Below are 14,450 nucleotides of genomic sequence, written 5' to 3'. Positions count from 1 at the left end.
ATCGATTCCTCCGCCGCGACGGACGCGAGGGGAATCAAACCGGCGCTGTCCGCCGGATCCTTCGTTTCAACGATGTCTTCCTACAAATCTTGATTTCACCATGACCATTCATCGCATTCTGATGTGTGCCGCGGCGACTTTGGTTGCCACCAGCCCCCCTGTTTTTGCCGCGGAAACCGTTTCGCTTGGCGATCCAACCCTGACTGCCGGAATCCCTGGCGAAGGCCCACTGACGTTGGAACAAGCCCAGCGTTTCATGGCCGACTCAAAGAACCATGCCGAACTGGAGGTTCAGCTTCCCAAGGGCCTCGATGCCGCGGCGGGAAATGTCTACATCCCCGAAGACAACCCGCTGACACGGGCCAAGATTGAGCTGGGCCGCCAGTTGTATTTCGACCCGCGTTTGTCAGCCGACGGCACGATCTCCTGTGCCACATGTCACGCCGCTGAAACCGGCTGGGGTGCCCCCACTCAATTCGGAGTGGGCATCCGCGGGCTGACCGGGAACCGCAACTCACCGGTCTCGTTCAATCGCATTCTTAGCAAGCATCAATTCCATGATGGACGCGCCGCATCGTTGGAAGAGCAAGCGGTGGGGCCGATCGCCAACCCGATCGAAATGGGCAACACGCACGATGCTTGCGTGAAGACGCTCGCTGCCAACGCAATTTACAAGGCGCAGTTTGACAAGGTCTTTGATGACGGTGTGACGATCGACAACGTCGGCAAGGCACTCGCAACGTTTGAACGAGCCATCGTGACAGGCCCGGCTCCTTACGATTACTACGCCCCGCTGTCGGCGTTCGAAAAGACATTTGCGGAGGACCTGGAATACCTCGACGAAGAGCCCGAGCTGGCCGAGCAATACGCGAAGCTCCAAGCGGAAGCCGCCAAGAACCCGATGACCGAATCGTCGATTCGTGGCATGGAACTGACGTTTGGGAAAGCCAACTGCACCGCTTGTCATGCCGGTGCCAACTTCACCGATGAACAGTTCCACAATCTGGGTGTGGGCATGGACGCGGAAAAGCCTGACCTGGGGCGATTTGAAATCACCAAGGACGACAAAGATCGTGGTGCGTTCAAAACCCCGACGATGCGAAACGTCGCCGACTCGGGGCCGTACATGCACGACGGCAGCCAAGAGACGCTCGAAGAAGTCGTTGAGTGGTACAACAAGGGCGGTCACCCCAACCCGTACCTGAGCGACAAGATGAAGCCGCTGAACCTGAATGAGCAAGAGAAAGCGGACTTGGTCGAATTCATGCGTCAGGGTTTGCAAAGCGATTTCCCCGTCATCGAGCCGGGCCGCTTGCCAGCCGACGGCTGATCCGCGAGCCAGCCACCTGTCGCTCGGTGGTCTCCACCGAGAAAGAGGTTTGAATTTCTTGTTCCCAGGCTCTGCCTGGGAACACACTGTCTTGGAGGCTCTGCCTCCCGATTCTGCCTCCCGATTCTGTCTCAGCAGGCGGGGCCTTCTTAGCAGGCGGAGCCTGCAGTGCATTGCGTTCCCAGGCGGAGCCTGGGAACGAGAAACAAAGCCTCATTCGCTTCGCTCCACCTTCCCGGAGGGAGGGTGATGATCAATGCCTGGCAACACGAGACTTAAATGCCGCCGGGCCTCGCAACAGGGCGGGGCCGCCGTGCGACACCGCAGTTCGCCGCGTTTTGTTTGAAGGTCTCGGACGAGACGCCAGGCGAGACCTGAACCAGGTCGACTCTCGCGGCACCACCTTGGATTGGCGGAGCGATTCGCGACTCTTACAGGATGTCTTCGGCGGCCTTGTTTCGCCGGCGAGCGACTCCGGTCTCCACCGCCGCTTTCGCGACCGCTTGGGCGACCACCTTTGCCACCCGGCGGTCAAACACGCTGGGGATCACGTAGTCGTCCAACAGGTCGGACTCGGGAATGGTTGCCGCGATGGCTTCCGCCGCCGCCAACTTCATCTCGTTGTTGATCGTTGTCGCACGAACGTCCAGCACCCCGCGGAACAACCCGGGGAAGCACAGCACGTTGTTGATCTGGTTGGGGAAATCACTGCGCCCCGTTGCCATGATCCGAACGTGTGGGGCCGCGTTGGCAGGCAAGATTTCAGGGTCCGGGTTGGCGAGAGCGAACACAATCGGATCCTTGCCCATGTTGGCCACGTCTTCGGTTTGCAGAACGTTCGGTGCCGAAACGCCAACGAACACATCGGCGCCCTGGATCACTTCGGAAAGCTTGCCAGCGGCGCCCCGAGGGTTGGTGTTGTCCGCGATCCATTGCTTGGAATCATCGGGCTGGCTGGGTTCGCCGGCGTGGATGGCTCCTTCGCGATCACAGACCACAATGTCTTTCGCACCAGAGATCAGCAGCAACTTGACGATCGCGGTTCCTGCAGCACCCGCTCCGTTGACCACGATCCGGACCTCTGCCAGCGTTTTGCCGACGCGGAGCAAGCTGTTCTTTAGCCCTGCCAACACCACGATCGCAGTGCCGTGTTGATCATCGTGGAAGACTGGGATTTCCAGTTCTTTGTCCAGTCGTTGCTCGATTTCAATGCACCGTGGCGCGGAGATGTCTTCCAGGTTGATGCCGCCAAAGGTCGGTGCCAATTGTCGGACCGTCTCGATGATGGCTTCGGTGTCTTGCGTGTCCAAGCAAATGGGAAACGCGTCGACGTTTGCGAACTCTTTGAACAACATCGCTTTGCCTTCCATGACGGGCATGGCAGCGCGGGGGCCGATGTTGCCCAGTCCCAGCACAGCGGATCCATCGCTGACGACAGCCACGGTGTTGTGGCGAATGGTCAATGCGAAGGACGAATCGGGGTCTTCCGCGATCGCGTTGCAAACCCGCGCGACGCCGGGGGTGTAAGCCATCGACAAATCGTCTCGAGTTTTGATCGGCATCTTGGGCAAGACTTCGATTTTTCCGCCCAGGTGCATCAGGAACACTCGGTCCGAGGTGTTGACCACCTCGACACCTTCCACCGTTCGCAGGTGCTCGACAATTCGTTTTCCGTGATCGACGTCGCGGGCGTTGACCGTGAAGTCACGCGAAATTTTGCCGCCGCGGATGTTGACGATGTCGACCGCCCCGATGGCTCCATCCGCTTCCCCGATTGCCGTGGTGATCTTGCCCATCGCGCCCGGCGAATCGGAATAACTCAAACGGATCGTGATGGCGTAGGACGGGCTGTGATGATTCATCGTGGCGAGTCACCCTTCAATGGCTGGGGCGTCGGTGGTCAGATAAGCGAGCTGACCTTGTACCACGTCACCGCAATCACGTCATTGCCAGAGATCCCTGCCCGCCGGTTCACGCGCTGAAAACCCGCCCGGTTTTGAGGCAACCGATGGGCCGAATCCTCCACAACGGCTGGCTCAAGTCTCGTAGCTGATCTTGCCGTGCCGTTGGGAGCGACTGATTTTGTCCATGCTATAGAGTCCTGCCAAAACGAACTCGACACACGAGGCACGCATCGCTTCGTTTTCACTGGCGTTGACCTCAAACGCGCGGTCCCAGGCCGGCGGGACGTGCTGCAAACGCTCCGCGTACTCGCTGCTGGGCAGCATCGTGCCGACCTCCACGCGAACGCCGCCGCGGAAAATTTCCGCGATTTCAGCCAGCCCGTGTTCCTCGATGTACTCTGCGAAAACGGTGTGAATGGCTTCCGCAATCACCGAGTCAATCACTTGCTTTTCAGACATTTGATGCGTGCCCATCAAATCCAGTTCCAGTTTGCCGAGGCTGCTGGCGTAGAGATGCCCGAGGTCACTGATTCGAGGCACCGCGGGGTTCTCGCCAAACACGATCCCGCGTTGGCGAGCGGATGCCACAATCGTCCGGAAGTTTGCCAAGGAGAACCTCGCTGAGACTCCCGAGGCTTGGTCGATGTACTTGCTTTGCCGGGCTTGGTGGGTGATTTCTTCAATGATTTGATACATGAACAACGGCACATGCACAGGGTAATCTCCGCCCAGATCGTCGCCGACTTCCTGCTGCAGAATCTCGATTCCTTGCGTCCGCTCGCGGGGGTAGTGAGTCTGGACGATGGTCCCGATGCGGTCCTTGAGCTGCGGGATGACTTTCCCTGATCGGTTGTAAGTCGAGGGGTTGGCCGAGAACAAAATCATCACGTCCAACTCAAAACGGATCGGGTACCCGCGAATTTGCACATCGCGTTCTTCGAGGATGTTGAACAGGCCGACTTGGACCAAATCATCCAGTTCGGGCAGTTCGTTCATCGCGAAAATTCCGCGGTGCATGCGGGGGATCAAACCAAACGAGAGGGCTTCTTCGGCGCTCATGCTGACACCACCCGTCAACTTGGCGGGATCAATTTCACCAATGATGTCGGCGAATTTGGTGCCCGGCGACAAACGCTCGGCGTAACGTTCCTTGCGGTGCCACCAGCCGATCGGGATGTCCTCTGGGGCGCGATCGGCGACCAGACGCTTGCCCAGCGTTGTGATCGGGTTCAGCGGATCCTCGTGAATCGGCAAATCGGGGTGATCGAGGTAGGGAACCCAGGGATCCAGGAACTGCACCAACTGCCGCATGATCCGGCTTTTGGCTTGCCCTTTTTCGCCCATGAACAACATGTCGTGACCAGCCAGCAGCGCCAGGCTGATTTCTGGGATGACCGTGTCTTCGTAGCCGACGATTCCTGGGAACAGCTCGGCTCGCTCGGCCAACATTCGCGAAAAATTGTCTCGGATCTCGTGCTTGACCGTTTTGGAAGACCATCCGCTGTCGATCAATTGCTGCAAATGGCGGGCTTCGGGGACATCCATCGTGATTTTCTCGGGACTTGGCACAGGGCTGGTCACGTGTGGGCTCGGGGGAAAAAGGCGTCGGTGCTGGGAAGCAACTTCCGGGGCGTGAATCCTATCTGATTCAATCGTATGCAACCGGGGAGGGCCTTGGTTCGGACATCTCGGAGGAATCAGAGACTCTTTCCGAATTGGTGCAAACCAACCACCCAGTGATCCGAATGGAGCAAAAGGCCATTGAAAGCGGGACTTTTGGGGCCAGGACGCGTTGACGAAACCCACGTCCGATGCTTATCTTTCGCGGTTTGAAATTCGTCCACACCACCCATTCCAAGATCGCCCGTTCGCGGGCTTGTCTGCCATGGCCGTCCCAAAACGCAAGCACTCCAACAGCCGTACCGGCAAACGCCGCGCCCACGATCACTTGAAAAAACGTCAAGTGACCTACTGCCCGCAGTGCAGCACCGCAGTGCCGACGCACGTCGTTTGTCCGAAATGTGGTTATTACCAAGGTCGCACAGTCGTTGAATCGACGGACCAGTAATCCCAGCCACCAATTGAACTGAGTACGACCTGCTGTGAGTCTCGACGCAACAAAACCAGCGATCCTGTTTCCCGGCCAAGGTGCTCAGACGCCCGGCATGGGGACATGGTTGTGCGCGGAATATCCCCTTGCCAACGAACTGTTTGAAGAAGCAGGCGATGTGCTGGGGTACGACCTGAAATCCCTGTGCGCTGACGGTCCAGCTGAAAAGCTGAACGAAACCGTTCACAGTCAACCGGCACTGTTTGTCGTGGGGGTCGCTGCTGCACGTGTGCATGACGAGTTGAACCCCGAGCTGGCAAAGAAAATCATTGCCGCCGCGGGACTCAGCCTCGGTGAATACACCGCCGTTTGCTACGCCGGAGGCCTGTCCTTCGCCGACGGCCTGAAATTGGTTCAGAAACGCGGCGAAGCCATGCAGGCTTGTGCCGACGCGACCGATTCGGGCATGGCCAGCGTGCTGGGGCTGGATCTCGAAAAGCTGACCGCGGTTTGTGAAGAGTGCCGCAGCGGGGACGAGATTCTGCAACCGGCCAATCTTCTGTGCCCCGGCAACATTGCTGTGTCAGGCCATCGATCCGCGCTGGAACGTCTGGGGCCAGTCGCCTCCGCCGCGGGAGCGATGAAGGTCGTGCCACTCAGCGTTGCAGGTGCTTTTCACACGCCCATCATGGATGGCGCCGTGGAATTGCTCACGCAGGCTCTGGCAGAGGTCGAGTTGTCGGACACGCGAATTCCCGTGTACAGCAACGTCGACGCGAAACCACACACCTCCGCCGAGGAGATTCGCCAGCTGCTGGCCCGTCAGGTCGTCAACCCCGTTCGTTGGGACGATTCCATCAACGCGATGCTGAGTGACGGCGTGGATGGTTTCCTGGAAGCCGGAACTGGCCGTGTGTTGCGAGGCACGATCAAACGCATCGCTCGCAAAACGCCAACGGATGGCTTCGGCGATCAGCCCTGAGCCGGTGAAAACAGATCCGATGGCCTCAGCGGGCCATCGCACACCCGCAAACCGACATCGCAGACAAATCAACGGCCTGCTAAACAGCCGGTGAGTGAAAACGCTCGCGTTTTGCCCACAGTCCACCTCCACTCCCAACCCCACAGACCTGCCCCCATGGATCTCTCCCTGTCGGTTGATTTGAAAGATCAAGTCGCCATTGTCACCGGTGCCAGCCAAGGTCTCGGCCGAGCTGTTGCCGTCGCACTGGGGCAAAACGGAGCCCACGTGGTTTGCGTCGCTCGCAACGCCGAGAAACTGGCCGCAACCGTCGCTGAAATCGAAGCCGCTGGCGGAACAGGCGAAGCCCTGCCCTGCGATGTCACTGATCGCAAAGCCGCTGCCGAAGCCATCGAAGGCACTCACAAAAAACACGGTCGCCTGGATATCTTGGTCAACAACGCCGGGATCACACGCGACAAACTGATGCGGGGAATGTCCGACGAAGAGTGGGATTCCGTCATCGCCACCAACTTGACCAGCTGCTTCGTGTGCTGTCGCTCCGCCGCCGGAGTGATGCGACGCAGCAAGTACGGTCGAATCATCAACATGGCCAGCATCTCGGGCCTGATCGGCAACCCAGGTCAAGCCAACTACTCGGCCAGCAAGGCGGGTATGATTGGGATGACCCGGACGATGAGCAAAGAGCTCGTCTCACGTGGTGTCACCGTCAACGCCGTCGCTCCTGGGTTCATCGCCAGTGAGATGACTGCTGAGCTGGGCGACGTCATCCTGGAAGAAGTCAAAAAACGAATCCCCGCCAAACGTGTTGGTCAGCCGGAGGACGTCGCTGCGGCGGTGTTGTTCTTGGCCAGCCGTGATGCCAGCTACATTTCTGGGCAAACCATTGTCGTTGACGGTGGAATGGTCGGCTAACGGCATATTGACGCGTTTTAGCTGCGTCACCTATGTTCTGCCCCGAGCGGCTATGGAGTGCCGTCTCGGTTGTGCCCTGCCCCACAGATCTGCACTTTCCCTTTTCGAATCTAACTGACATTTAAATCGGAGTTACGCCCATGGCGTCTATCGAAGAACGCGTGGTCGACATTGTTTCTGAACAGCTCGGCGTTGACAAAGACAAAATCACCCGCGAAACATCGTTCGTCAACGACCTCGGTGCCGACTCGCTCGACACCGTTGAGTTGGTGATGGAGCTCGAAGAAGAGTTCGACATCAGCATTCCTGATGACTCCGCCGAAAAGATCCAAAAGGTCGGCGAAGCGATTGATTTCATCGAAAAGGAAAAAGGCGAAGACGCCTAGTTCCCGATCTGATTGCATCCGCGGCGATTCACTCGCCGTGCGATGCGATGCTCAACCACGGAACGCCTCGCGGGATCTTTCCATCAAGATCCGTGAGGGGCTCCGATTCAAGACGGCGAAGCCAGACACGGTCGTTGTCCCTGGTGTGAATCGCGATCTGAGTGTTCCAGCCATGCCTGCATGACTCACCCGAATCTTGCGGTTCGTGTCTCGCTCATATGATTTCGGCACACCGGAAGACTCGCCGCACTTCTGGACTCGGCGTCGTCCCGGCAATCTTTCGCCAATCGCAATCATCCGCAACCCAGACCGCATCGTCGCCAGTTTACCCTGTCATTTCGCTACATTGACAAGGTGCCATTGGCGTTTTTTGCTAGGGTGCCAGTCGCGCTCTTTGCGGTTCCTTCTCCCAACACTCAATGACGTTCATTCGTCACCACGCTCATGACGGACGCCTCCACAACGCCATCTTACGACCCCTCCAAATCACGACGTGTTGTGATCACCGGATTGGGGACCGTCACGCCATTGGGATCCGACGTCGACACACTTTGGTCGGCATTGTTGGCTGGTAAGTCCGGGATCCACGAGCTGTCCATCATGGACACCTCCAAGTACAAGGTTCACTTTGGCGGTGACATCCCTGACTTCAACGTCGCGGATCACGTGGAAGGCAAAGAAGCCAAACGGCTGGATCGCTTCACTCAGTTCGCTGTTCACGCTGGGGCGCAAGCCGTTCTGGATTCGGGCATCGACTGGGACAAAACCGATCGCAATCGCTGCGGCGTGATTTTGGGTTCGGGGATCGGCGGGCTCAATGAGATCGAAGAGCAAATTGAGCGGATGCTCAACAAAGGCCCCGATCGAGTCAGCCCGTTCACCGTCCCCAAAATGATGGTCAACGCCGCCGGCGGAAACATCTCCATCCGGTACGGACTCAAGGGCCCGAACTACGCAGTGGCGACGGCTTGTGCCAGTGCCACCAACGCCATGGGCGATGCTCTCCGCAGCATCCGCGGTGGCGAAACCGATGTTGTGATCACCGGCGGAACCGAAGCCGCAATCACGCGCATGGGCTTGGCTGCTTTCCAGAACATGAAGGCCCTGTCGACGCGAAATGGTGAGCCACAGCGAGCCAGCCGTCCGTTCGATTCCGACCGCGATGGATTTGTATTGGCGGAAGGCGCCGGTCTGCTGGTCTTTGAAGAACTCGAGCATGCACAGGCTCGGGGCGCGAAGATTTACGCGGAAGTTTTGGGCTATGGCACCACCAGCGATGCGGGCCACATCACCGCTCCTGACCCAGAAGGATTGGGAGCCGCCGCCGCGATGCGAGCTGCGATTCAGGACAGTGGCCGCGCGGCTCACGAAATCGATTACATTAATGCTCACGGGACAAGCACACCCTTGGGTGATAAAGCCGAAACTCGCGCGATCCATACCGTTTTGGGCGACCACGCCTCGAACGTTGCCATCAGCAGCACCAAGAGCGCCCTCGGGCATTCACTGGGTGCCAGTGGCGGGATTGAAGCGGTGATCCTGTGCCAAACCATTCAAAACAATGTGATTGCTCCCACCATTAATCTCGACACGCCAGATCCGAGTTGCGACCTCGACTACGTCCCCAATCAACCTCGGGAACAAAAAGTCGACCTCGCAATGAGCAATAGCTTCGGATTCGGCGGTCACAACGCGTGCGTTCTCTTTGGACGGTTCTCCCATGACGGCTCTTGATAATCTGAACTCCGACTTGTTCGATCCCAACGCATCGCCCCAGGAGGACGCTGGTCCCGAACCAGTCGTTTACTTGGTCGATGATCAACAAGCCGAATTGGACTTGTTGCAACGCTGGTGCTCTCAAGAAGGCCTGAAGACTGAAACCTTCAATCAGGCCGAAGATCTTCTCAAAGTCTTGCACGCCGAATCCCACGGCTGCGTCGTTGCTGACCTGCGGATGCCTCGACTGAGTGGCTTGGAACTGCAAGCCGAAATGTCACGCCGGGAACTGACCGTTCCCGTGATTCTGGTCACCGGGCACGGTGACGCGGAAAACTGCCGGGCAGCGTTCCAGCAAGGCGTTTTCGATTTCATCGAAAAGGGATTCCGCCACGAGGAAATCCTGCACGCGATCAACAGTGCCATTCGCAAACATCGCCGCGACCGTTTTCGGCATCAAGTTCGCAAAGAGGCCCTCGACCTGCTGCGGAAAATCTCGCCTCGCGAAACCGAAGTCATGTTGCTGCTCGCCGGTGGATCGCCCCTCAAGGGCATCGCTCAAGAACTCAGCATCAGCGTTCAAACCGCATCGAAGCACCGCGGCAGCATCTTCACCAAGTTGCACATCGACAACGAAGTCGACCTGTATAAAATGCTGTTGGCAGCCGAAGTCAACCTGGATGCCGGACCGGCCGCATTGGTCCCGCCTGCTCCTTGATCCAGTGCTCGCCTTCATCACGCGGTTCACGCTTGAAGCCGCGTTGATGAAACGCAACTGGAGGCATTCCAGTGAGCTCACTCAGCCGGCCAATCCGGCCTGCTGTCAGCGGGGAAAATTCGCAGCGTCCCCCGGATTCCGGGGCGCGCCTTGTGATCTGGATTTCGCAAACTGGCCCACATCCGAACTTGCGAGTTCACCGGGTGAACTTCCAGCGACACAAACGTCACTTCACCACGCAGCACCGTGATGTTTTCTTGACCGTCGATTGACTCGGTCCACTCAAATTCGACCGCGCGGCCTTGCAGTTCGGCTCCGTGCTGGTGTCCGTCAACGAACCCGCTGACGCGAATGGGGTCCAAGGAGATCAATCGCAAGAGCGGTTTGCCGGCATCCACCCACTCTCCGGAAGAGACCGACACTTCCGCCACGCTTCCTGAGATCGGTGATTCCAGGCGATGCTCCGCCACCCGGAGTTCCGCCATTTTGACGAGCGACTGTTTTTCGTTTGCGTTGGCTGCTGCGATTTCTGATTCTTTGTGAGCCTGTTCGATCGACAGCCCGGCTTGGTCGATCACCAATTGCAAGCGATCGATCTCGGTCGCGGTCACGCTGTTTTGAAAACGCTGGTTCGCGTCCAGGCTTTGTTCCAACTCTCGCATTCGAACTTCACGGGTGCGTTCGGCATAGCGTTGGTCAACGTCACTGGTGGATTGCAACGCAGCAGCTTGAGAGGCCGCTTGGGCAGCTTCCAGTTCCGCTTTGGCGCGGCGATCGTCCAGCTGAACCAGCAGCTCGCCCTTTGAGACCTGTTGCCCTTCGATCACGCTCAGGGATTGGACTTGCCCTGCCACCGGTGCTGCGAGCGAAAGGTCCGTGACCAGCGTCGCTTGGGCCCCTTCGATCACGAGGGGCTCATTGCCCGTCTCATCTGCAAGCAGCGATGAAGAAATGCAAAGCGTCGCTGCCATCCAAGCGGCCGTGACCGGCAGATGGATGGAAACAGCCTTGGCGAAATGCCCAAGCGGATTGACGATTGTTGACTGGGTGCCAGAAGCAAACATCAGGCATCACTCCGACGGGTTGTTTTGAGTGGATCAAACCAACCGATCAGTCTAATTCGAACATTCCGCCCCGTCGGGCATTCTCGCCCCCGATGCCATCTACTTTGTAGCGGAACGGCGCGAGCCGTCCGGTGATGCGTCGGAAAACACTCGCGATTTACCGGACGGCTTGCGCCGTTCCGCTAACAAAATCCCCTCGGTTGGTTCTAAAGTAGATGGCATTGGGCTCGCCCCGGCAGAGCTCTCCGGTCGCGTCGGCCGGATCTCACCAAACCGCTTCGCTGGGCAGCCAATCTTGGTTGGGATTTGTTACGATGCGGGCCTTCGTCCATGCCTTCTGGTGCGATCGATGAAGGCTAGAAACGTCCTGCTTCCCTTGAAAACTGACCCCGGAAACCCTCGTGCAACAAGTCAAACTCTTCAAAGGTGTGGATTCCGAGCTGCCCGAACTCGAACGGCAAATCAATCGCTGGATTCGCAAGAGCGGTGCTCGCGTGCTTTCGATCAACGGCAACCTGGCACCGGCCCCCTCGGCCGGCAACGGGCCGATGAATTCGTTCGCTGCCGGCGACGTGTTGATCATTGTGCATGTCGAGATCGACACGCCTCAGGGCTGATCAGGGTTCCAAACCGAAGTCACGAATCGTGGTCAGCGTTTTCAGTTCCAGGCCTTTCTTGGCGAAGGCCTCGGCACCTCCCGCCAAACGATCGATGATTGCGAGCACGTACAGGACTTCCAACCCGAAAGCTTCGACCGCTTCCACGGCTTTCAACGCACTGCCACCGCTGGTGATCACATCTTCCACGATCACCACTTTCTGGCCGGGAGCGACGGGGCCTTCGACTTGCTGCCCCATTCCGTGGCCCTTGGCTTCCTTGCGGACCATGAAGCCTTTGAGGTCGATGTCATCACCACCAGCCAGCGTCACGATTGACGCGGTGATTGGGTCAGCACCGATTGCCATGCCACCGACTGCGGCGGGCATCACGCCGGATTGCTTGGCGTTTTCCAGCACCACGTCCAGCATCGCTCGTCCGATCAATCCCGCGCCCTTGGGGTGCAAGGTCACGCGGCGGCAGTCCAGGTAGTAGTTCGCCTTCTTGCCGCTTGCCAGCGTGAACTCGCCACGCTGCAAAGCTTCGGTTTCCATCAAGGCGATCAGAGGGGCAAGGTCACGATTGGCCGAGTCAGACGACATCCAAGTATTCTCCAGCGGGAAATTGAGCGGTTCAATCGGAACGAATACCACAATCGCTGCGATTCAGACACCCGCCGCAATCGATCCCAGACGCTCAGCTGGGCGATGGATCGAATTGCGACGTCAACCGGGGCCTTGCGTGTCGCCAGCACCAGCTAGAATACCCACTCCACTCAACCCGCACATTCTCTCGACAGCGTGCCCCATGCCTTTCTCTGTTCATCCTGCTTCAGTTCGTTTCGTGTTGGCGATCGCCCTGATGGGTGCCTCGGTTTGCTCGATGATGACGCCCGTCGTCGCGAATGAGACAGCGCAGTGGTTGCAATTGATCGATCAATCCAAATCAGGATTGGACGCGGGGAAATTGCCATCGCTGGAAGCCACGGAAGCCGATGTCGTCGAGTCGATGCGATCCGCAGAAGCCTTCTTTCAGCGAGTGACGGATCAGGCCAACCAGGACGCCTGGATGCGTTTCCTGAATTTTGAACCGCTGCAATCCGCCATCGAAACCAATGAGTCGATCGCGAAGCGAGGCAACGCTGCCACCGAACTTTCCCAGCGTCTGAGCGGCCCCGAAGAAGGCCTCGAACTCTCGCGGTTGGTCGCGTTGCGATCTTCACTGGATCGATACCTCGCCGCACTTCGTTATGGCGATCCCAAACGTGGTCTCGCGCTCTCGGAACGACAACTCGAAACGCTCGCCAAGCTGTTAGCTGCGGACGAAGAAGACGATTCAACACCCCGTTCACTGACGGACCTGTCGGGAGAAGAAGTCTCGCAGATTGAATCCATTGTTGAATCATTGGCATCTGCCAATCAGGCCGACGAATTGGTGTCCCGAATCACAGGCCGCTACTCGTCGCCCAACCTGCGTGCCTTTGTGGACGGCCGGGTGATCAGCGATGCGATCACGCGCCCGGTCAACAATCCCGAACGAGTCAACGATTGCTTGCTTGGCACCCGCATCATCGGGGACGCGCGAGTCGTCGGAAACGTCACCGGTTCGTTGCTGCCATCCGAAGGCCACGTCCGTTTGCTGGTTCGTCTCGACGGCCAGTTTTCAACTTCGACGAAAGGCTACAACGGCCCCGTGACGCTGCGGTCCTCTGGCTTTGGCCAAGTCTACGCGGCTCGCCAATTGATCATCACAGAAAAGCGGATTTTCGCAGGCGAACCGATCGCAACGGCCAGCCTCTCGACGCAGATCAACCAAATCAATCACCCGCTCAAGCTCGTTCGCAAAATCGCGTCCAAGAAAGCGGCTGAGATGAAACCGCAAGCCGAAGCGATCTCTCGCAGAAAACTACAAGACCGCGTGCTGGAAGGTTTTCGCCAACAAACCGACGAAGCGTCGACTCGCACGTTCCCCGACCTCGATGCGAAGATGAGCCCTTGGCTGCGTCGTCTGGATTTGCCCACGCCTGTTCGCACGATCGGATCCACCACCGAATCCGTGCACGTGCGCGCGACCATGCGTCGTCCGTTTGGACTGTCGGCCCCCAGCGAAGGCCCGTCGCTGTCGATGGTTCGAACCGCAACCTCATCGGGAACTTACCCGGGTGGGTACAGCGCCGCGATTCAGGTCCACGAGAGCATCCTCAACAACACCGTGATGAAGTTGCTGGCCGGAGATACCTTCACACCTGAAAAACTGCGTGACTTGACCAGCTCATTCGGAATCCCGTCGGACAAGAACGATGCCACCGACGAAGCCTCATCGGCTGACGAAGAGCAACCCGAAAGCTTTGAGGTCGACTTCTCCGGATTCCGTCCGGTCTACTTCGAAGCTCGCGATCAAACGCTTCGCATCGGCTTGCGTGGCGACCGCTTTGCCCAAGGCGACCGAGAGCTGGATCGTCGCTTGGAAGTTTCTGCCGTGTACCATCCCGCGATCACGGAAGACGGCCGGATGATGTTGATTCGCGACGAAGAGATTGATCTGAAGTTTCCCGGTGGCCGTCGTTTGACACTGTCACAAACGGCCATCAAAGCCAACATCGAAGAAGGCTTTGACAAACTTTTCCCGATGACGCTGCTGCATCGCGAGTGGAAGCTGCCGTCGACGCTGGAACTTCCCGCCCTGGCAGGACGCTCGGCGAAAGTCATTGGCATCGACGCTCGCGACGGCTGGCTCACGATCGTCGTCCGCTAGCCCTTGAGCCTACGATGGTCTTCCAGGACCGTCG

At 58.3% G+C, this 14,450-nt stretch carries 13 protein-coding genes; 9 read left to right on the top strand and 4 right to left on the bottom strand.

Annotated features, from left to right (window positions below; all coding sequences use genetic code 11):
• Positions 1-100: 100 nt before the first annotated feature.
• Complete coding sequence (locus tag PSR62_RS21225) at positions 101-1,330, top strand: cytochrome-c peroxidase (protein WP_274404983.1); 1,230 nt, start codon at positions 101-103, stop codon at positions 1,328-1,330.
• Between the two features lie 431 nt (positions 1,331-1,761).
• Here the strand turns inward: PSR62_RS21225 and PSR62_RS21220 are convergent, their stop codons facing one another.
• The gene (locus tag PSR62_RS21220) at positions 1,762-3,192 is read right to left on the bottom strand and encodes a malic enzyme-like NAD(P)-binding protein (protein ID WP_274404982.1); all 1,431 of its coding nucleotides are present in this window, start codon (positions 3,190-3,192) and stop codon (positions 1,762-1,764) included.
• Positions 3,193-3,366: 174 nt separating this feature from the next.
• Complete coding sequence (locus PSR62_RS21215; RefSeq protein WP_274408274.1) at positions 3,367-4,779, bottom strand: magnesium chelatase; 1,413 nt, start codon at positions 4,777-4,779, stop codon at positions 3,367-3,369.
• A 340-nt stretch (positions 4,780-5,119) separates the two neighbouring features.
• Here PSR62_RS21215 and rpmF point away from each other — a divergent pair, with 340 nt between their 5' ends.
• The 6 genes from rpmF to PSR62_RS21185 all read left to right on the top strand — a co-directional run bounded on the left by rpmF (position 5,120) and on the right by PSR62_RS21185 (position 10,001).
• Positions 5,120-5,302 (top strand): 50S ribosomal protein L32, encoded by a 183-nt coding sequence (gene rpmF, locus PSR62_RS21210; RefSeq protein ID WP_007331836.1) that lies wholly within the window; start codon positions 5,120-5,122, stop codon positions 5,300-5,302.
• A gap of 34 nt (positions 5,303-5,336) precedes the next feature.
• Positions 5,337-6,266, top strand: coding sequence for an ACP S-malonyltransferase (fabD, locus tag PSR62_RS21205; RefSeq protein WP_274404981.1), 930 nt, complete (start codon positions 5,337-5,339; stop codon positions 6,264-6,266).
• Between the two features lie 156 nt (positions 6,267-6,422).
• Positions 6,423-7,181 carry a 3-oxoacyl-[acyl-carrier-protein] reductase gene (gene fabG, locus PSR62_RS21200; RefSeq protein WP_274404980.1) on the top strand — a complete coding sequence of 253 codons (759 nt, stop codon included), beginning with the start codon at positions 6,423-6,425 and terminating at the stop codon, positions 7,179-7,181.
• 140 nt (positions 7,182-7,321) lie between these two features.
• Positions 7,322-7,567, top strand: coding sequence for an acyl carrier protein (locus PSR62_RS21195; protein WP_007324899.1), 246 nt, complete (start codon positions 7,322-7,324; stop codon positions 7,565-7,567).
• 444 nt (positions 7,568-8,011) lie between these two features.
• Positions 8,012-9,301, top strand: coding sequence for a beta-ketoacyl-ACP synthase II (fabF, locus tag PSR62_RS21190; protein WP_274404979.1), 1,290 nt, complete (start codon positions 8,012-8,014; stop codon positions 9,299-9,301).
• Positions 9,288-10,001 carry a response regulator transcription factor gene (locus PSR62_RS21185; RefSeq protein ID WP_274404978.1) on the top strand — a complete coding sequence of 238 codons (714 nt, stop codon included), beginning with the start codon at positions 9,288-9,290 and terminating at the stop codon, positions 9,999-10,001. Before fabF ends, PSR62_RS21185 begins: the two co-directional genes overlap by 14 nt.
• Before the next feature lie 77 nt (positions 10,002-10,078).
• Here the strand turns inward: PSR62_RS21185 and PSR62_RS21180 are convergent, their stop codons facing one another.
• Complete coding sequence (locus PSR62_RS21180) at positions 10,079-11,065, bottom strand: efflux RND transporter periplasmic adaptor subunit (RefSeq protein ID WP_274404977.1); 987 nt, start codon at positions 11,063-11,065, stop codon at positions 10,079-10,081.
• Positions 11,066-11,466: 401 nt separating this feature from the next.
• On the opposite strand from PSR62_RS21180, the gene PSR62_RS21175 reads away from it, so the two are divergent.
• Positions 11,467-11,682, top strand: coding sequence for a hypothetical protein (locus tag PSR62_RS21175; RefSeq protein ID WP_047817370.1), 216 nt, complete (start codon positions 11,467-11,469; stop codon positions 11,680-11,682).
• Here PSR62_RS21175 and pyrE read toward each other — a convergent pair whose 3' ends face one another.
• Complete coding sequence (gene pyrE / locus PSR62_RS21170) at positions 11,683-12,264, bottom strand: orotate phosphoribosyltransferase (RefSeq protein WP_274404976.1); 582 nt, start codon at positions 12,262-12,264, stop codon at positions 11,683-11,685.
• Positions 12,265-12,469: 205 nt separating this feature from the next.
• On the opposite strand from pyrE, the gene PSR62_RS21165 reads away from it, so the two are divergent.
• Positions 12,470-14,416 (top strand): hypothetical protein, encoded by a 1,947-nt coding sequence (locus PSR62_RS21165; protein ID WP_274404975.1) that lies wholly within the window; start codon positions 12,470-12,472, stop codon positions 14,414-14,416.
• Positions 14,417-14,450 lie beyond the last annotated feature (34 nt).

This window comes from Rhodopirellula sp. P2 (assembly GCF_028768465.1).
Lineage (GTDB): Bacteria > Planctomycetota > Planctomycetia > Pirellulales > Pirellulaceae > Rhodopirellula.
The sequence above is the reverse complement of the archived record's forward strand: the minus strand, read 5'-3'. Positions and strand labels throughout refer to the sequence as shown.